At 64.1% G+C, this 18,053-nt stretch carries 17 protein-coding genes, 1 tRNA gene and 1 pseudogene; 11 read left to right on the plus strand and 8 right to left on the minus strand.

Going from position 1 to position 18,053, the window contains the following annotated elements:
• Window positions 1-181: 181 nt before the first annotated feature.
• Window positions 182-2,635 (minus strand): glycoside hydrolase family 32 protein, encoded by a 2,454-nt coding sequence (locus tag QRN59_RS02425; RefSeq protein ID WP_284980920.1) that lies wholly within the window; start codon window positions 2,633-2,635, stop codon window positions 182-184.
• A gap of 549 nt (window positions 2,636-3,184) precedes the next feature.
• Window positions 3,185-4,387: an acyltransferase family protein gene (locus QRN59_RS02430; RefSeq protein ID WP_284980921.1), complete on the minus strand. Its 1,203-nt coding sequence runs from the start codon at window positions 4,385-4,387 to the stop codon at window positions 3,185-3,187.
• 267 nt (window positions 4,388-4,654) lie between these two features.
• On the opposite strand from QRN59_RS02430, the gene QRN59_RS02435 reads away from it, so the two are divergent.
• The 4 genes and pseudogenes from QRN59_RS02435 (at window position 4,655) to QRN59_RS02450 (ending at window position 8,041) form a co-directional block, all read left to right on the plus strand.
• Complete coding sequence (locus QRN59_RS02435) at window positions 4,655-6,016, plus strand: cation:dicarboxylate symporter family transporter (RefSeq protein WP_284980922.1); 1,362 nt, start codon at window positions 4,655-4,657, stop codon at window positions 6,014-6,016.
• A 168-nt stretch (window positions 6,017-6,184) separates the two neighbouring features.
• A pseudogene (locus QRN59_RS02440) lies at window positions 6,185-6,993 on the plus strand (bifunctional allantoicase/(S)-ureidoglycine aminohydrolase).
• Between the two features lie 119 nt (window positions 6,994-7,112).
• Window positions 7,113-7,379 (plus strand): MurR/RpiR family transcriptional regulator, encoded by a 267-nt coding sequence (locus tag QRN59_RS02445; RefSeq protein ID WP_284980923.1) that lies wholly within the window; start codon window positions 7,113-7,115, stop codon window positions 7,377-7,379.
• A gap of 2 nt (window positions 7,380-7,381) precedes the next feature.
• Complete coding sequence (locus QRN59_RS02450; RefSeq protein WP_284980924.1) at window positions 7,382-8,041, plus strand: MurR/RpiR family transcriptional regulator; 660 nt, start codon at window positions 7,382-7,384, stop codon at window positions 8,039-8,041.
• Between the two features lie 43 nt (window positions 8,042-8,084).
• On the opposite strand, the gene QRN59_RS02455 is transcribed toward QRN59_RS02450, so the two are convergent.
• Window positions 8,085-8,174, minus strand: a tRNA-Ser gene (locus tag QRN59_RS02455).
• A gap of 115 nt (window positions 8,175-8,289) precedes the next feature.
• Here QRN59_RS02455 and QRN59_RS02460 point away from each other — a divergent pair.
• From QRN59_RS02460 to QRN59_RS02470, 3 genes are read left to right on the plus strand one after another with little or no spacing between them, the layout of a single operon-like run.
• Complete coding sequence (locus QRN59_RS02460) at window positions 8,290-9,324, plus strand: zinc-dependent alcohol dehydrogenase (RefSeq protein ID WP_284980925.1); 1,035 nt, start codon at window positions 8,290-8,292, stop codon at window positions 9,322-9,324.
• A gap of 2 nt (window positions 9,325-9,326) precedes the next feature.
• On the plus strand, window positions 9,327-9,722 hold the full coding sequence (locus QRN59_RS02465) for a 6-pyruvoyl trahydropterin synthase family protein (RefSeq protein ID WP_284980926.1): 396 nt from the start codon (window positions 9,327-9,329) through the stop codon (window positions 9,720-9,722).
• A gap of 49 nt (window positions 9,723-9,771) precedes the next feature.
• Window positions 9,772-10,992: a DNA glycosylase AlkZ-like family protein gene (locus QRN59_RS02470; RefSeq protein ID WP_284980927.1), complete on the plus strand. Its 1,221-nt coding sequence runs from the start codon at window positions 9,772-9,774 to the stop codon at window positions 10,990-10,992.
• A gap of 40 nt (window positions 10,993-11,032) precedes the next feature.
• Here the strand turns inward: QRN59_RS02470 and QRN59_RS02475 are convergent, their stop codons facing one another.
• From QRN59_RS02475 to QRN59_RS02485, 3 genes are all read right to left on the minus strand, one after another.
• Window positions 11,033-11,308, minus strand: coding sequence for an acylphosphatase (locus QRN59_RS02475; RefSeq protein WP_284980928.1), 276 nt, complete (start codon window positions 11,306-11,308; stop codon window positions 11,033-11,035).
• Entirely contained in the window at window positions 11,305-11,691 is a 387-nt protein-coding gene (locus QRN59_RS02480; protein ID WP_284980929.1) for a VOC family protein, read from the minus strand. Before QRN59_RS02480 ends, QRN59_RS02475 begins: the two co-directional genes overlap by 4 nt.
• 69 nt (window positions 11,692-11,760) lie before the next feature.
• Window positions 11,761-12,717 carry a LysR family transcriptional regulator gene (locus QRN59_RS02485; RefSeq protein ID WP_284980930.1) on the minus strand — a complete coding sequence of 319 codons (957 nt, stop codon included), beginning with the start codon at window positions 12,715-12,717 and terminating at the stop codon, window positions 11,761-11,763.
• A 105-nt stretch (window positions 12,718-12,822) separates the two neighbouring features.
• On the opposite strand from QRN59_RS02485, the gene QRN59_RS02490 reads away from it, so the two are divergent.
• Complete coding sequence (locus tag QRN59_RS02490; RefSeq protein ID WP_284980931.1) at window positions 12,823-13,980, plus strand: TDT family transporter; 1,158 nt, start codon at window positions 12,823-12,825, stop codon at window positions 13,978-13,980.
• 39 nt (window positions 13,981-14,019) lie between these two features.
• Here the strand turns inward: QRN59_RS02490 and tadA are convergent, their stop codons facing one another.
• A complete protein-coding gene (gene tadA, locus QRN59_RS02495; RefSeq protein WP_284980932.1) occupies window positions 14,020-14,529 on the minus strand; it encodes a tRNA adenosine(34) deaminase TadA in 510 nt (169 codons plus the stop codon).
• Between the two features lie 23 nt (window positions 14,530-14,552).
• On the opposite strand from tadA, the gene upp reads away from it, so the two are divergent.
• Window positions 14,553-15,188 (plus strand): uracil phosphoribosyltransferase, encoded by a 636-nt coding sequence (gene upp, locus QRN59_RS02500; protein WP_236815028.1) that lies wholly within the window; start codon window positions 14,553-14,555, stop codon window positions 15,186-15,188.
• 90 nt (window positions 15,189-15,278) lie between these two features.
• On the opposite strand, the gene QRN59_RS02505 is transcribed toward upp, so the two are convergent.
• Window positions 15,279-15,986 (minus strand): TetR/AcrR family transcriptional regulator, encoded by a 708-nt coding sequence (locus QRN59_RS02505; RefSeq protein ID WP_284980933.1) that lies wholly within the window; start codon window positions 15,984-15,986, stop codon window positions 15,279-15,281.
• A 103-nt stretch (window positions 15,987-16,089) separates the two neighbouring features.
• Between QRN59_RS02505 and QRN59_RS02510 the strand changes: the two genes are divergently transcribed.
• Complete coding sequence (locus tag QRN59_RS02510) at window positions 16,090-17,511, plus strand: MFS transporter (protein ID WP_284980934.1); 1,422 nt, start codon at window positions 16,090-16,092, stop codon at window positions 17,509-17,511.
• A 112-nt stretch (window positions 17,512-17,623) separates the two neighbouring features.
• On the plus strand, window positions 17,624-18,001 hold the full coding sequence (locus QRN59_RS02515; protein ID WP_078106607.1) for a VOC family protein: 378 nt from the start codon (window positions 17,624-17,626) through the stop codon (window positions 17,999-18,001).
• The last annotated feature ends 52 nt before the right edge of the window (window positions 18,002-18,053 follow it).

Genomic DNA, 18,053 nt, shown 5'->3' on the forward strand with positions numbered 1-18,053 from the left:
ATACGGCCACTGGCAGATTATCTTCGAACTCGCCGCCCTCCCGCGGTTCTTAGGGGAGGGCGGCGCGCCGTCCTGACCTTCTTTCGTTTCGGAAAGCGGTTGCGACACGGCGAGTCGCGTCATCTCAGGGCTTTCGCGTGGCAAACAAGGTCAGGACGGACATGCCGAAGGAGTGTTCGACTCAGGCGGCTGGGATGTCTTCGAAGGTGACCTGGTCCAACAGGACATGGCCCCAGCTTCCCGTGCCGTTATCGACGACCTGGATCTGGGCGCTCTGGCCAATGAGGTCGGAGACGTTCCAGGACGTCCAAGCGAGGCGCTCGCTGTTCTGGCCCGTCGCGGTGCGAACCACCTGCCCGTTGACAACGAGATTCACCGTGGTCTGATTGTCCGGCTCACCGCCAATCGCGTTCGGCACGCTGCTGAATACGATCTGGTCCACCATGATGTGGCCCCAGGATCCGGTTGCGTGGTCGATGACCTGGATGTGGGCCTTCTGCCCCACGAGCGTGTGGACGTCCCAGTTCACGTTCGACATCGTCGATGAGTTCTGGCCCGTTGCCGTGCGGACGACCTGCCCGTTGACGAGGAGGTTCACCGCAGCGGCACCTGACTGGCCCCAGGGGTGGTTTCCTCCCGCGATGAGGAAGTCGATATAGTCCCGCGTGATCGTGAATGTCGGCGACGTGATCGCGCCCGTGGCCGCATCGCCTCCTCCGACGTACGTATCGAGGACCTTGGAGCCGAGCTGGTTGGGGAGGGATTCCGCCGTCGGGCCTTGGCCACTGTAGCTGCCCGACGCCGTCCATCCCGCACCCCACGTCGCGCCCTCGAAGTCGGCGAAGACGTCCGAGGGCCTCGGGTTGTTCCCGCCTCCTGCGAGGAAGTTGACGTAAGAGTGGCCGATGGTGAACGACGGCGAGGTCAGCGTTCCGGTCGACGAGTCGCCGCCGTTGAAACTGTTGACGAGCCTGTTCCCGAGGTAGCCCGTGACGGGCTGCTGGTTAGGGAGCGCCCCGGTGGCGGGCCCGGAACCGAAGGCCGCTCCCGCCGTCGTCCATGAACCATAGGTGTTGCCTTCGAAGTCCGCGTAGGGCGCCGCGGGATTCGCCTGCTCGGTGATGTTCGCGAATTCCGTGATCGAGAGGTTGGCGAAGTTGGCGCTGCCCCCGATCGTGAAAAGCGAAATCCCCGTGTCCGATGACGTGAAGAAGTCCTGGTTCGAGAGCGCGATCCGGCCGTCGTCGGCAAAGACCTCCACGCTGCCGTGGTCCACGAGGATCCGGAGGTGTACGGACGTCGCACCGGAGGCGAGCGGCGCCTGGGACTGCTGGTAGGTACCGAAGGAGTACGGCACTTGGTCTTGCGCGGAGCGGTCGACGTAGAGGTTGCCCCCGTAGACGCCGATGTTCGTGTGGCGGCTGCCGTCCTTGTTCTCTCCGATCGAGATGCCGACGTTATTGAGGGTGGTCCAGCTGACGTCCGCGTCGAGCTCATAGGACGAGCCGTGGTAGTCGAGGGCCGTCCGCCCATTCACGGTCGTGTTGGCGGGCTTCACGGTCTTGGTGGCGTAGTTGGCCAGGTTCGGCGTCGGCTGGGATAGAAGGCTGTAGACACCGCTGCCCTCGGACTTGAGGCTGAGCTGGCGCACCACGGACATCTGGCCGTTGTAGTTGTCGGTGGAGTCAGTGGGCACGGTGTGCGGCGCGTAGTGCCAGTTGTTCATCCAGCCGATCGCGTATCGGGAGGTGTCGGGATTCGCGGCGTCCGGCCACGTCACGGAGGCGTACCAGTCATTGCCCCAGTCGAGCCACTGCGGGTCAGTCTGGTCGGGGACGAAGGCGCTGCCGTTCCAGGTGCCGGTCCAGTATGCGTACGTGTCCGGCTTGCCGCTGTAGTCGCCCTGCATGCTTCCGGCCATGATCCAATGCCACGAACCGTCGTTGGCCTTCATCTGGAAGATGTCCGGGCATTCAACGCCGCCGATGTTCGGGGTGGTGTAGCTGAAGTCTGTCTGGTGGGTCCAGGTCTTGAGGTCCGGTGAGGTGTAGAACGTGATCTTCTGCTGACGGCCGATCGCTGCCACCCACGTCGAGTGCGCCGCGTCCCAGACGATCTTGGGGTCGCGGAACCAATCCGAAGCGTCCGGGTTGGCGATGACCGGTGCGCCGTACTGCGTGAAAGTTGTCCCGCCGTCGGTCGAATACCACAGGTATTGCGATTGCTGGAACGCGTCGCCGTCGGTGGGCTGCGTGGCGAGCGCGACGACGGCGCCAGCTCCGAAGCCCGCGGTGTTGTTCGTATCGATCACCGAGGAGCCGGTCCATGCGGGGAAATTGCTCTGGAGCGGAAGGGCGTCGCCTTCGTCGTTGAACACCACAGTGTCCGACGACGTCGCATGTCGCCACCCGCCGGGGCCGTTGTCCTGGTTGCTGTGAAGGTAATACAGGTTGTATTCGCCGTTGAGATAGATGGGCCGCTGGGGGTCGCTCAGCCATCCCGACGGGGGAGTCATGTGGTACGTGGCGCGCATGGGCGGTGCGGTCGCGCCGCCGACGGCTCCCGCGCCCGGGATGTCCCCGGTAACTATGGTGGTCGTGAAAAACATCGTGAGCGCGGCGAAGAGGGCGAGCATGCTCGCCCTCTTCGACAGCCTCCTTGCTGCGTGGGCCATAAAATCTCCGGGTCTCGGTGAGGACTACTCGACCGCCGATAGCTCTGCGTCGAGCCTCTGCACACGGCGTTGTTGAGCAGGCGGGGGAGTTCGTGATGGAGTCAAGGACTTGTGATTAAACGCTTAATCACGGCAAGGATAACTGGTGATGAATCTTTGATCAAGCGTTTAAGCGGATTGCTTTAATTGGCAGCGCGGACGGCGAGGCGGCCGGCGTGCCGTCGTGACCTTCTTTGGTTTCGGAAAGCGCTTGCGACACGGCGGGTCGCGTCATTCCATGGCTTTCGCGCGGCAAAGAAGGTCGGGACGGACATGCTCAAGGGGTTTTCGACTTAGGCGGCCGGGATCTCTTCGAACTGGTCCAGCAGGACATGGCCCCAGCCTCCCCTGCCGTTATCGACGACCTGGAGCTGGGCGCTTTGGCCGATGAGGTCGGAGACATTCCACGACGTCCACGCGAGGTGATGAGGAAGTTGAGGTACAAGTGACCGATGGTGAACGACGGCGAGGTCAGCGTTCCGGTCGACGCGTCGCCGCCGTTGAAACTGTTGACGAGCCTGTTCCCGAGGCAGCCTGTGACGGGCTGCTGGTGGCCACGCGTATGGCGAGGCGGGCCATGAGGGCGCGCCGGATCCGCTGGCTTGGCTGTTCGACCGCCACGCAGCTCAGGAAACCAAGGGGCCAGGCCGCCATGAGGGCGAGTGCGGCAAACCCGAGCACGGGAACATGTGTTGCCGTGTGGGCGGCGGCGAGGAGCTGCTGGATTGGCCACCCGTAGATGTAGATCCCGTAGGAGATGTCGTATCGGGACCCGATGGCGGACGCGCGGCCGATTGAACCGATCGACAAGACGAGGTAGGCAAACGGCAATGGGGCGAGGGCTGTAACGTACCCGGTGGCGAGGGCGCCCCAGACGGCCAATGCGGCGAGAAGGCTTGGCCCCGCACCGACGCGGACCCTGTGCCTCTGGGTGGCAAGGAGGGATCCTGCCATGAAGATCGCGAGCAGCGGGAGGACGAATTCGGTGCGGTTTGGTCCGAAGCCGCCTGCGAGGAGCTTTCCGAAGACTGCGCCTGTCGACGCAGCAAAGAGCAGGAATATTGCCGTGGCCGCGCCTCGCCTGCTCTCCGGAATCCTGCGAAGCAGGAACACGATCGCGGCGACGATGACGTAGCACAGCCCTTCCCACGTGAGAGTCCATAGGGGGCCGTTCCAGTCAAAGCGGTCATTGTTGCCCCAGAGGGACGTCCCGATGGCGGGTGTGTCCATCACGCCGATGCTGAGCGCCAGGGCCGCGCCGAGGAACGCCAGGGCTCCGCGCAGGTCGTAGGTCCCGTGTGTCAGGAGAGCGCCAATCGGCGCCGCCACGAAGGCGACAGTAAGCGCAGCGACCGCGAGAGCCGGGTAGATGCGGGTGAGGCGGGCTGCGGCGTACTCGAGCAACGTGTTCGAACGTTCGGCACTGACGGTGATGAGATAGCCGGAGATGGCGAAGAAGCCCATGACGCCTGCGGTGCCGAGCTTGATCCCGTAAAGGGAGGGTTCCGGGCCGTAGCCGCCCAGCCACCAGGAGTGGGAGACGATGACGGCTGCGGCGAAGACCAAGCGGAGGGCGTTTAGCGAGTTTCGCCCGGAGCCCAGTGCGTTACCCAGGGTGCGGGCACCAAGTATGGCCAGACTCGGACGGTCCTCGGCTGTCGTTGGGGCTTTCATGGGCTTGTCATCTCGTTTTCATGCCCAGGGACTGTCCGGGTGACCTTCTTGAGTGTGACGCGGGCAACATTCATTCTGAATCTACACGAGTAGATCTGAAAGGGTCAAGCGACCGTTTCTTTCGCCGCAAACTATTGAAACAAGTGTTTCAGGGACTCGACAGTTTAATACATTCGTTTCAGTTCGGAAACACTGCTCCCCTAGGTTGGAGGGGTCCCTTGAACTTCGGCCGCGGACTTCCGGTTCCGCATGAGGATTGGCTTCGCCATGAAACTCGACATCAACGCTGCACAGGCAGCCGCCATCAAGAAACCGCTTTACAAGTCCCTGTTCTTTCAGATCTTCATCGCCGTCGTCGCCGGCATCCTGATCGGGTATCTCTGGCCGACGATCGGGGCGGGGCTGCGCCCGCTCGGTGACGGGTTCATCCAGCTCATCAAGATGATCATCGCGCCGCTGATCTTCCTGGTGATTGTCACCGGCATCGCGGCCGTTGGCGACGTCAAGGCCGTAGGCCGCGTGGGCGTCAAGGCGCTCTTGTACTTCACCGGGGCCACGTTGTTTGCCCTTGCCTTCGGTCTCGTGGTCGCCAACATCGTCCAGCCCGGTGCCGGGCTGAACATTGACCCGAGCACACTGAGCCAGGATGCCCTCAAGGCGAAGACCGGCACCGCTCCGCCCGCTGACGCCGGACAATTCATCCTGGGCATCATCCCGACAAGCGTGATCGGCGCATTCGCCAGCAACAACCTCCTCCAGGTCCTGTGTTTCTCGGTCTTCTTCGGCGCCGCAATTGTGGTGATCGGCAAGGATCGCTGCGCTCCTGTCATGAACCTCCTGGAAACCATCCTGGACGTCTTCTTCAAGATCATGGGCTGGGTCATGCGCTTGGCCCCCATCGGCGCCTTCGGTGCCATGGCGTTCATCATTGGCCAATACGGACTGAGTACCCTTGGCACCTATGCCCTCCTCATTGCGGCCTGCTACGGTGCGGCGATCGTGTTCATTGCCCTGCTGTTCCTGATCGCCTGGGGCCTGGTGCGGGTGCCGCTGTGGCAGTTCATCAAGTACACCCGCGAGGAGTTCCTCCTCGCCTTGGGTACAGCCTCCACGGAATCGGTCCTGCCGCGGATCATGACCAAGCTGACCGACGCTGGCTGCTCCCGTTCCACCGCCGGCCTGGTCGTTCCGACCGGATACTCCTTTAATCTGGATGGTGCGGCTATCTACTTGTCGATCTCGCTGCTGTTCCTCGCGCAGGCATTCGGCCACCACCTTGACGTCGGGCAGCAACTGGCGGCCCTCGGTATCTTGATGCTCACTTCAAAGGGCATGGCGGGCGTCCCAGGTTCGGCGTTCCTGGCGCTCTCCGCGACGGCGGGCGCCCTGGGGATCTTCCCCGTGGCCGGTGTCGCGCTCCTGCTCGGAGCTGACCGCCTCATGGACTCCATGCGCGTCGTCGTGAACCTCCTTGGCAACTGTGTGGCGACCTTCGTCGTCGCCAAATGGGAGGGGCAGTTCGACCGCGAAGCCATGCTCCGCGCTTTCAGCGGAGAGAAGCCCGCAACCGAGGCCGGCCCGGCCCCTGCCGGGAATGTCGCCGTGCTGACCGCAGGGACCCGCAGTTAGGGCCGTGTCAGCGTGACCCCGGCCTCGAATGGGCCCGGGTAGGCAGCCTCCAGGCTGAAAGTACCTTAACCGGGCCGGCATCGAAACCTCCCACAGCATTGACCGCCAACCACAGTTCAATCCTTTCGGCTGGCTGCCGAATCCAAGCCCGAGGGGCACAACCCCGATATGACCGGCTCTTTCCGTCCCGAAGGTGCAATTCCACAAGCCCAGGTTCCCATGGACCGGGCCATGGTCAAGGACGCATATACCGTCATACCCAAGGGAGTTCTTCGAGACACTGCCACCAGCAACCTCCCGGGCTGGGAGAACACAAGGTCCTGGATCATCGCACGTCCCATGGAGGGTTTCGCGACGAGGTTTTCCCAACTGATCGTGGAGGTGGGACCTGGCGGTGGTTCCCGCAAGCCCGAGCCGGAAGCGGCCGTTGAAGGGGTCCTCTTCGTGACGAGGGGATGGCTCACGCTGACGCTCGACGGCGAACTGCATATCCTGGAGGAATGCAGCTACGTGTACATCGCAGCCGGGACCAGCTGGTCCGTAAAGAACGATTCGGACGCCGTCGCAAGTTTCCATTGGATCCGCAAGGCCTACGAACCTGTCGATGGGTACGCAGCCAGGTCGTTCGTGACCCGCGACCAGGATGTGGAGCCCAGTCAGATGCAAGGTACCAACGGTGCCTGGGCCACCACGCGGTTCGTTGATCCGGGCGACCTTGCGCACGACATGCACGTGAACATCGTGACCTTCGAGCCCGGTGCCTCTACCCCGTTTGCAGGAACACACGCCATGGAACACGGCTTGTTCGTCCTCGAAGGCAGTGGCGTCTATCTGCTCAACGACGACTGGGTGAGGGTTGAGGCCGGCGACTTCATGTGGCTGCGCGCCTTCTGCCCCCAGGTCTGTTACGCCGGTGGTCCGGCACGTTCCGTTACCTGCTCTACGCCTACGCGAACCGCCAGATCCGTCTGACATAAGATGACCGCCACGTTCCGCCATGCCATCACGGTTGCCGTCGCGAGCTGCAGACCGGGCCGGCAACCGGCCGCCAGTGTCCTGCGGGATTCAAAACCGAATTTCATGAGGCGGTTGTTTAGTGCGGATCGATGAGCGAATAGAACAGCACTATCCGAATCTCGGCCCGCAGGAACGGAAGGCCGCGGACACCATCCTCGACCATCTTGGAGACCTCGCTGTGTATAACTCGGCCGAGCTCTCTCGCCTGAGCGGGGCCTCCAAGGCAACGGTCAGCCGGTTGTTCCGCCGGCTCGGGTTCACCGACTTTTCCGAGGTCAAAGAACACACGCGGGGGCTGCGCGCTGCCGGTGTGCCGTTAGCGATGCGGAGCTCCGCGGGCGGATAGTCATGCACGCGGCCTGCGAACAGCAGAACCTGCAACGGTTGTTCGAATCCAGCGACGAGGCTCGGCTTGGCAATGCTGCGGAATTGCTTTCCAGAGCAGGAAGGGTACTGATTGTCGGCTTCCGCAACAGTTATCCCCTTGCGATCCATCTAAGGCAACAGCTCGTGCAATGCAGGGAGGCCGTTGGTGTGGCTCCGCAGCCGGGACAAAGCCTGGGAGAGGAAATCGCAGGCCTAAGCCCCCGTGACGCCGTGGTCCTGCTCGGCTTCCGCCGGCGCCCCGAAAGTTTTTCCCGTGTACTGAGAGCCATCGCCGGAACGGGGGCCGCCATCGTCTTGATCGGCGACCCCACTTCAAGGCGCTTCGCGGCAGACGCCCGCGTGTGGATCGAATGTCCGGTCGCGACAGAGGGTGCCTTTGACAGTTATGCCTCGGCGATGAGCCTCATGAGTCTGCTGGCGAACGGAGTGCTTGCGGACCGGGGAAGACCCGGGACCAAACGTATCAGCGCAATCACGGGTCTTTTCGACTCGCTGGGAGAAATCGAAGGACAGGAACACGACAAGAAGTTTCTTGGACAGGTCATCTTGGGTGCCCCGAATTTGAGTGGAACTACCAACTCATACAAAGAAAAACACCCCGGTCCGAAGACCGGGGTGTAACCGATGACCGACTCATCCGTGAAGGATGTCTCGACCTTTCAAGTGGCGGTGACGGTGGGATTTGAACCCACGTTGGCTTTTACACCAAACAACATTTCGAGTGTTGCACCTTCGGCCGCTCGGACACGTCACCAACTGAAATAGGGTACCGGAGTGGAGGCCTGTTCCCCAAAACGGCCGGGCGCATCCACTTAGTAAGCAGGCTTCCCTTCCGCAATCGCAGCCGCAGGACTAGATTCGCAAGAACGATGACTCTTCCACGAAACGCACCACAGAACCCGGCCCAGGACACCCACCCCCAAACGGCCTTGGCCTATTGGACCGTCGGCCCCTGCCAGGGTGAGCTCCGGAGCGAGGAACTCCCGGCTCCGACCCAGGCCGACGCTCTGGTCCGAGCCCTGTACTCGGGAATCAGCAGGGGAACCGAGCTCGTGGTCCATGAAGCGCACGTCCCTCCACGGATTGCGAAGAAGATGCGGGCACCCCATCAAACCGGGGATTTTCCCGCGCCGGTCAAGTTCGGCTATCTATCGGTTGGCGTCGTTGAAGAAGGCCCCGAGGGCTGGATCGGCCAGAACGTCTTCTGCCTGCACCCGCATCAGGACCGCTACGTCGTGCCCCTCACCTCACTCACGCGGATACCCGACGGCGTGCCGGCCCGCCGGGCTGTGCTGACAGGGATCGCGGAGATCGCCCTGAACGCCCTGTGGGAGGCCGGCCCCCGCCTCGGTGACAGGATCGCCGTCGTCGGTGCCGGACTGGTGGGCGGCATGACCGCAGCACTGCTGCGTGACTTCCCGCTGGAACGTTTGCAACTGGTGGAGACGGATCCCGGGAAGCGCGGGTTCGTGGAATCCCTGGGTATGGAGTTCGTGCTTCCGGACGATGCAAAGCAGGACTGTGACATCGTGTTCCATTGCTCGGCCACCGATGAAGGACTGGTCCGTAGCCTCGAGCTCGCCGGGGACGAGGGCGAGATTATTGAGATGTCCTGGTTCGGGGACCGGAAGGTCTCCCTGCCACTGGGGGAGGACTTCCATGCCCGACGCCTCTCCATCCGAGCGAGCCAGGTCGGAGTGGTTGCACGTTCGCGCCGGCACCGGAGGACGTCCAGCGAGCGGCTGGAGCTGGCAGTGTCCCTTTTGCGGGACCCTGTGTTCGACGCGTTCCTCACGGGAGAGTCGCAGTTCGAGGAGCTGCCGGAGGTCTTCCAAGGTTTGGAAAACGGCGAACTGGACGATCTCTGCCACGTCATTGCCTACGCCAAAACGAGGAAGGCCTAACGATGTTCAGCCTTACCGTCCGCCGGCACTTCATGATCGCCCACAGCCTTCCGCGGCAGTCGTTCGGTCCGGCCCAGGGACTCCACGGAGCAACGTTCGTGGCAGAGATGACGTTCCGCCGGGCGGAACTGAACGACGACGCGATCGTGCTGGACATCGGCGCCGCCGGAACCATCCTGGACGAGGTGCTGGCCAGCCTCAACTACAAGAACCTCGACGAGCACCCGGACTTCGCCGGACAGCTCACGACGACGGAGGTGCTGGCCCGCTTCATCGCTGAGGCGGTCGCGGCGAAAGTCCGCGAGAGCGATGACGGCAGTGCGCTCGCCGGCGTCGACGTCCTCCTCCGGGAACATCCCGACGCCTGGGCGGGCTTCTCCTTGGATTTCGAGCGGTAGCTCGTGCGGGACTGCCCCGGATGGCGGGCAAACGGTGCAGAATGGGGCCATGACGTCCGCCGTGCTTTCCACCCAAACGCTCACCCCGGAACTCCTGCGCGCCTGGGCGTGGCATAGGCAGGGCCTGGACGGTTCTCTCTCCGGCAAGACGTCCGAGGAAGTCCTGGGCCGCGCCGGCTGGGCCCGTTCCGTGGGCGGCGCCAACCCCTACCTGACACTGTTCGCGCGGGCCGGGATCAGGCGCGAACAGGTGGACCGGGACGTCGCGGAGCTGAGAATCCACGAGCTTCCCACGGCCCGCGGTTGCACCTACGTCCTCGGCCGCAAGGACTTCGCCTGGGGGCTCCAAGTTGGCCGGGATGCCGCCGCGGCGCCATTCAAGGTCCTGGCCCGGCTCGGCGTCGAACGCGGTGAGATCACGCTGCTCGAAGAACAGGTGCTGCACACCCTCATGGAATCCAGCGATCCCATGGACCCCAAGCAGCTCCGGGACGAGCTCGGCGAATCCGTCCGCAGCCTCGGCGAAGAAGGCAAGAAGAAGGGGGCGTCCACCACCCTCCCCACGGCCTTGGGCCTCCTGCAAGCCGACGGTCGCATCCGCCGCGTCCCCGTCAATGGCCGTCTCGACCAGCAGCGCTACGCCTACACCTCGTGGATGCTGCCGCCCAGCCCCATCGACGACGACGCCGCCCGCGCGCGTTTGGTCGAACGGTACCTGGGCTGGACCGGCGGAGCGACGTTCAAGCAGAGTCAATGGCTTACGGGCTTCACCGTCGCGCAGAGCAAGGCGGCGTTGGCCGCCGTCGGCGCCGTCGAAGTGGCCACGCCGGCAGGCGAGCCGCTCTGGATGCTGCCCGACGACGTCGAGCACCTTTCCGCGTTCAAGGCACCGCAGGAGGAACAGATCCAGCTTCTGGCCGGGACGGACTCTTTGGTGCTGTTGCGCAGGAATTCGGCGGACATGCTTGCTGAAGGGGATCGGGGGCGGAAAGTGATGGACGCCACGCTGGCGCTGCAGGCCGACCTGTCCGACCACCCGATCCTGGACCGGGGAAGAATCATCGGACTGTGGCAATACGATCCGGGCAAGGAACGGATCGCGTCCTGGACGTTCGACAAGCCCAGCGCGGCAGTCACCCAGCGGATCAGCGAGGTGGAGGTTTGGATCCGCGAGGACCTCGGGGATTTCCGCTCGTTCAGCCTGGACTCGCCGGCTTCGCGGCGGAAACGCATCGACGCCCTCGACAAGGCGAACGCCGCGAACGCCTAAGTCTGGGCCCAGTCTTGGGCGGGCTCAGTGCGAGGCTGGTTCAGTCCACCCAGAATCCGGAGAACTCTCCAGTTGCTTGCGTGAACGTGGCATCCACGTGTTTCACCCGGCCCGGGGCATCCCGGGATTGCAGCCATTCCAGCAGGGAGTCGACGGCTTCGCGATCACCTTCAGCGATCACCTGCACCGAGCCGTCCAACTGGTTCGCCGCCTCTCCGGTTAGTCCCAACAAACGGGCTTGATGCATTGTGGAATAGCGGAAGCCGACGCCCTGGACGCGGCCGGTCACCATGGCAATGACGCGTACGTGGCTCATGCGGCGCCCGATCCGTACGGCCGCGTGATCGCCTCCAGGAAATGTCCGTCCGGATCCGCGAAGTAGACGCCGCGTCCGCCGTCGTTGTGGTTGATCTGCTGGGGGCGGGAACGCGCAGGGTCCGCCCAGTAGGGGATGCCCTCGGCCTGGATCCGGGCGAAGATCCCGTCGAAGTCGTCCTCACTGACCAGGAAGGCATAGTGCTGGGGCGAGATGGGCCGGTCCGCAGTGGCGAAATCGATGGCTACTCCATGGTCAAAGGACACGGTCATGAAGGACCACATGGGTTGCGGCTTCGGCAATCCAAACATGTTGGCGAGGAACTCCGCGGAACGGCGTTTGTCCGTTGCGTAGACGATGGTGTGGTTGAAAGAGACGGTCATGAGGTCCTCCCCAGGCGTGCTGTCTGAAACCATCTGACGTCCAACACCCCACAATTTCAAGAGTCCCGGCTAGGTGCGCGGTTTCACCGGGGTTGCGCCGGGAAGCGGCCGGGCGGCGATTGCCGCGAGGTCCCGTGCGGGGCCGGGGGGCGGGATCCTTCCGCTCAGCCAGACGGCGTTCAGTGTGCGGCGGAGCAGCACGCCGCGTACCGGCACAACGACCAAGCGCTGAAGCGTAACGTCGTCCCGTACCGCCAGCGCACTGAGTACGGCAGGCGCCGTTCCGGCAGCTACCGCGGAACGCACGGCCGCCGTCGTCGGCAGCTCCACTAGGGGTGGGACCGACGGCGGTGCACCGGCCGCAGTCAGCACATGTTCCAAAGCGTCCCTCGTCCCGCTGCCGTGTTCCCTGGTGACCAGTGCGGTACGGGCCAGTTCGGCGGCGGTGACAGCTGACTTTCGCCGGGCCCACGGATGGTGCGGCGAAACTACCAAAACCAAATCGTCCTCCTGGACGCTGGCGGTGCTCAGGCCTGGCGGGAGATGCGGACTCTCTATGAACGCGATATCGGCGTCTCCGGAACGGACGTGGGCCGCGGCGGTCTCGCTGTTGGACACCGTCAGTTCCACGACGGTGGGCGTGGTACCGGCAGCCTCCTGTTGCCGCCGCAAAGCAACCAGCCAATGGGGCAGGAGGTGCTCGGCGATGGTCTGGCTGGCTGCGACGTGCAACTGGCGGAGACTGTCCGAACGGATCGATGCGATTCCGGCGTCGAGCCGTTCCGCGGCGGCGAGGACCTCGGCCGCCCATCCGGCCACCAAAACGCCGGATTCCGTGAGCGTGGAGCCGCGGGGCGTGCGGTTCAGGAGCGGCGCGCCAATCCGGGCCTCAAGGGCTCGCATCCGGGACGAGACAGCCTGTTGGGAAAGCCCCAGGTGCTTGCCGGCTGCCGAGAGGCTCCCCAACTCGTGCACTGTGGCGAGCATTTCGAGGGCGGAAAGCTCGGGAACACTGGGGCTGAGCACAGCTTCCCTCCTGGGGCGATGACCATTCAGGTACAAGTGCGGCTTGTACCCTGCCAAGTCTATGCCCACTACTGCGGGGGAGCGGGAACCGGAAACATGGACGGCATGGGAAAACCTTCTGACTTCTTCGCCAACCTGACGCCAAACTGGTTTGCCAGCATCATGGGCACTGGAATCGTCGCGACTGCAGCAGTGACGCTTCCACTACAGTTTCCTGCTTTGCGCTCAGCTGCGACGGTTATTTGGGGCGTGGTCTTCCTCCTCTTGATCCTCCTGACTGTCGCGACTGTGGTCCACTGGGTCCGGCACCGCGAAACGGCACGCAGCCATCACAACAACCCGGTCATGGCCCACTTCTATGGCGCTCCGCCCATGGCTATGCTCACCGTTGGTGCGGCCACCTTGTTGCTGGGCAAGGACGTCATCGGCGAGCGGCTGGCTCTGGGCATCGATGCCGGACTGTGGGCGCTCGGCACCATTCTTGGGCTGGCAAGCGCGGTTGCCGTGCCGTACCTGCAGTTCACCCGGCACAACGTCACTGCGGCGGATGCCTTCGGCGGCTGGCTGATGCCGGTGGTTCCTCCCATGGTCTCGGCGTCCACAGGGGCTTTGCTGCTGCCGTATATTCCTTCCGGGCAACTGCGGTTGACGATGCTCATGGCCTGCTACGCGATGTTCGGCCTGAGCCTCATGGCTTCGCTGATCATCATTCCCTTGATCTGGTACCGCCTGGCCGTTCACAAGAACCTGGCGCCATCCGCCGTTCCTACCCTGTGGATCATCTTGGGACCGCTGGGACAGTCCATCACAGCGGCCAATCTGCTGGGTTCCAATGCGCATCTGGCTGCCTCCGGGGCGCTGGCATCCGGGCTGGAAGTATTCGGGGTCCTCTATGGGGTGCCTGTTTTGGGTTTTGCGCTGATGTGGGCGGCTTTAGCGGCGGTCATCACCGTGCGTACCGTGCGCAGGGGCTTGCCGTTCTCGCTGACTTGGTGGTCTTTTACCTTCCCGCTTGGGACGTGCGTCACGGGCTTGAACGGCCTCGCTGCGCACACGCACTTGGCTGTCTTTGAGGCGATGGCCGTCGGGGGCTACACGTTGTTGCTTGGCGCGTGGGCCGTGGTTGCAACCCGGACGTTCCACGGAAGCGTCGTCAAGGGGGTCCTCTTCCAGGCGCCCATGGGTCCGGCGCCTGCCGTTTCCGCGGGTGCGGCGCCCGTGGGGGCGAGTCCATCGACTGTGTCCCGGGCGGCCGCGGCCTAAGCGGCAGCTAATCCGACGCGTGTGAGTCTGGGGCGGCGGCTATTTCCGGTGGGCTGCGAAGAAATCGCGGAGCAAAGCCGAACATTCCTCTTCGCGCACGCCTGCGTAGACCTCCACCCAGTGGTTGAGCCGCCGTTCCCGCAAGATATCGAACACGGATCCGGCGGCACCGGCCTTCTCATCCCAGGCGCCAAAGACCACCCGCGGAATCCGGGCCAGGACAATGGCTCCAGCGCACATTGCACACGGCTCCAGCGTCACGACGAGGGTGCAGTCCTCGAGCCGCCAGCCGTCTCCGCCTTCGCCGAGCTCAAGGGCGTGGCGTTGCAGGGCGGCGGCTGCCTCGCGGATGGCCACGATCTCGGCGTGCGCCGTAGGGTCGCCGTTCGCTTCCCGTTCGTTCCGCCCGGCACCCAGCACGCCGCCGTCGGGCCCTAGAACGACAGCGCCTATCGGCACATCCTCCGTATCCAAGGCCCGCCGGGCCTCGTCCAGGGCCAGGCCCATCCAGGCCGCGTGCTCCGCGTGATAAGGCTCGTTGGTGCTCATGCCTCAATGATAGTTTTGGAGTCATGCGCACACTCGTCGTGGACCACCCGCTGGTCGCTCACAAGCTCACCGTTCTGCGGGATAAGAACACTCCTTCACCGGTCTTCCGGCAACTCACCGAAGAACTCGTCACCCTGCTGGCCTACGAGGCCACCCGCGAGGTCAGGACCGAAGCGGTAGAGATCGAAACCCCCGTCACCAAGGCGATCGGTACCGCCTTCACCAAGCCGACGCCGTTGGTGGTTCCCATCCTGCGCGCAGGCCTCGGCATGCTCGAGGGCATGACCAAGCTGGTCCCCACCGCCGAAGTGGGCTTCCTGGGCATGGCCCGCGACGAAGAGACCCTGGACATCATCACGTACGCCGAGCGCCTGCCCGAGGACCTCACCGGCCGCCAGATCTTCGTCCTGGACCCCATGCTCGCCACCGGCGGCACCCTGCGCGAGGCCATCAAGTTCCTCTTCAAGCGCGGCGCGTCGGACGTCACGTGCATCTGCCTGCTGGCCGCGCCGGAGGGCCTGGCCAAGCTTGAGGAAGAACTTTCCGACGCCAACGTGAAGATCGTCCTCGCCTCGATCGACGAGAGGCTCAACGAGAAGGCCTACATCGTTCCGGGCCTGGGCGACGCCGGAGACCGCCTGTACGGCGTGGCCGGCTAGCCCTAGGTCCGCGAATTCGTGGGTGTGGGCCGTGGGCCGCGTTCTGGAACGCAGCACCCGGCCCGCACCCACGGTTTCGGCCGCTAGGAACTAACCTGCCCGGCGCTGGGCTTTGCTTGCCTTGAGCACCATGGGGAGCTTGGACCGCAGGGTGCACTCAAGCAACTCCTCGGCCGTCGAGTCCTGTTCGTAGACTTCCGGCAGGCGGATGCCGATCAGGGTGTTCATGAGCATGCCCTGCGCAAGGAAGTCGCGGGCGGTGTCGGGGGACAGGCCGGCTTCGTCCCGTACCAGACGGTAAATATCGAGGAATCCCTCCCTGGCCCGTGCCCCGATGGCGGGTTCATGGCCTGACACGAAAGCCTGCATCAGCATCATGAGGATCCCGCGGTCCTCCACCAGATCCGCGTAGGCGATCGCCATGAGCTGCTTGAGCTGTTCCGGCCGGCCGCTGCCGGCGGCAGGATCGAGGTGCTGCAATTCTTCGGCGAGCTCTCCGGCGTCGTAGGCCGCGATGACGTTGCGGAACGCGCGCAGCAACTTGCCCTGGGCGCGGTCCAAGGCCTCCAGGAACAGGGCCTCCTTAGTGCCGAACATCCGCACGACGTAGGGCTGGCTGATGCCCGCGGCCTTTGCCACCTGGTCCGTGGTTGAGCCGGCGTAGCCCCGCTCGGCGAAGACGCCGGTGGCAGCTTCAAGGATCAGTTCGCGCCGTTGAGCCGCGGGTATGCGTTCGGCAGTTGCCTGGCTGGTTGAGCCTTTTTCCGGGGCGCCTGTGCCCGCTGTTTTCTTCGCCACACTTGACATGTTATCAGTCGATAACTAACTTTGGCCTTTAAGTAATCATTCGATTACAACAATCCGAAAAAGTGAGCACCCTCAGCGACCCCGTGGAGTCATCGTGAAACGCACCATTCCCGTCTGGCTGGCCATAGTGGCGGCCTCCCTTCCCGTCTTCATGGCCACCTTGGACAACCTTGTGGTCACCAACGCGCTGCCCGTCATGCACAAGGCCCTCGGCGCGAGCGTTGAGGAACTGCAATGGATCGTCAACGCCTACTCCCTGAGCTTCGCGGCGTTCATGTTGCTGGCCGTCGGCCTGGGGGACCGCTTCGGCCGCCGCCACGTGTTCATCGCAGGCCTAGCCATCTTCACCCTGGCTTCCGGAGCAGCAGCCGTCAGCACGGAACCGTGGCAGCTCATCGCTGCCCGCGCAGTCCAGGGCGTTGGCTCCGCGGCGCTCATGCCGCTATCGCTGACCCTGCTGGTGGGCTCTGTCAGCGACAAGCTGCGCCCGCTCGCCATCGGCATCTGGGGCGGCGTCTCCGGCCTGGGTGTCGCCCTCGGGCCGCTGATCGGTGGCGCCGTGGTGGAAGGCTGGAGCTGGGAAGCGATCTTCTGGCTCAATGTGCCGATCGGAATCCTGTCGGTTCCACTGGCGCTCTTCGCGCTGCCGAATAGTTTCGGCGCCCGTGTCCGCGCCGACGTCGTGGGCCTTCTTCTCTCCGGACTCGGCCTTCTGGCGCTCGTCTTCGGCATCGTCCGGGGGAACGACGCCGGCTGGTCCAGTGCCGAAGTGCTCGGCGCCTTGATCGGGGGTGGAGTCCTGCTGCTTGCCTTCGTTCTGTGGGAATCCCGCGTTGCCGCGCCGCTGCTTCCGCTCCGGCTCTTCCGCGACCGTAGCTTCACCGTGGCCAACCTGATCGGCCTGACCTTCAGCTTCGGGATCTTCGGATCGGTCTTCATTCTTATCCAGTTCCTGCAGGTGGTGCAGGGCCACGGTCCCCTCGCGGCCGGCGCCATGACGATGCCCTGGACCTTGGCCCCCATGTTCGTGGCGCCGCTTGCAGGCCTGATGGCACCGCGGCTCGGCACCAGGATCCTGATGATCACGGGCCTCGCGCTGCTCACTGCGGGCATGTTCTGGCTGGCAGGAGTCCTTTCCGCGACCGTCCCGTACCAGACTTTGGTGCCAGGCTTTGTAGCGGCGGGAATCGGGATGGGCCTGGTTTTCGCCCCGATGTCGACGGCGGTGCTCGCCAACATGCGCGCCGAGGACCACGCGAAGGCAAGTGGCACCAACTCCACGCTCCGGGAGATCGGTGTAGCACTCGGCGTCGCTGTTCTGACGGCAGTCTTCACTGGAGCCGGCGGCAAGCTCACTCCCACGGGCTATGTGGACGCGGCCATTCCTGCCATCTACGTTGGTGCGTCGGTGCTGGTCCTTGCCACCTTGGTGGCGTGGCTCCTTCCGTCCCGCGCCCGCGCCCGCAGCTTGACGGAAGCGGTCACCGCCGTCGAGCCTTCCCTGCAAAACGCCTAAGTCAACGCGGGGTCACTTACGGCCCAATTCGAGCAGCAACATGGGCCGTAAGTGACCCCGCGTTGTGCTCAGCCCCTACCGGTTTTCCGGCTCCGCCGATAGCCTGTGGCGCATGGACTGGAAACTTGAACTTGTGTTTGTCCCTGTGTCCGATGTGGACCGCGCCAAGGATTTCTACGTCAACAAAGTAGGCTTCAACGCCGACTACGACGAGCGGCCCATGGACGGCATCCGCTTCGTCCAACTGACTCCGCCTGGCTCGGCCTGCTCCATCTGCATCGGCGAGGGCCTGAACGACGCCCCTCCAGGCACCGCCCCCAGCCTGCAGATGGTGGTGGGAGACATCCAGGAAGCCCACAGCCAGCTCAAGGCCAACGGCGTCGAAGTCAGCGACATCGACGTCCAGGATTGGGGCCACTTTGTCTACTTCGCCGATCCGGACGGCAACAAGTGGGCCGTTCAGTACATCCCCCACAGGCCCAACGGCTAGGACTCACACTGTAAAAGTTGGGCCGCGAACCAGCTTCAACGGCAGGATGGAT

It is taken from the genome of Arthrobacter sp. efr-133-TYG-118 (assembly GCF_030209755.1).
Taxonomy (GTDB): Bacteria; Actinomycetota; Actinomycetes; order Actinomycetales; family Micrococcaceae; genus Arthrobacter.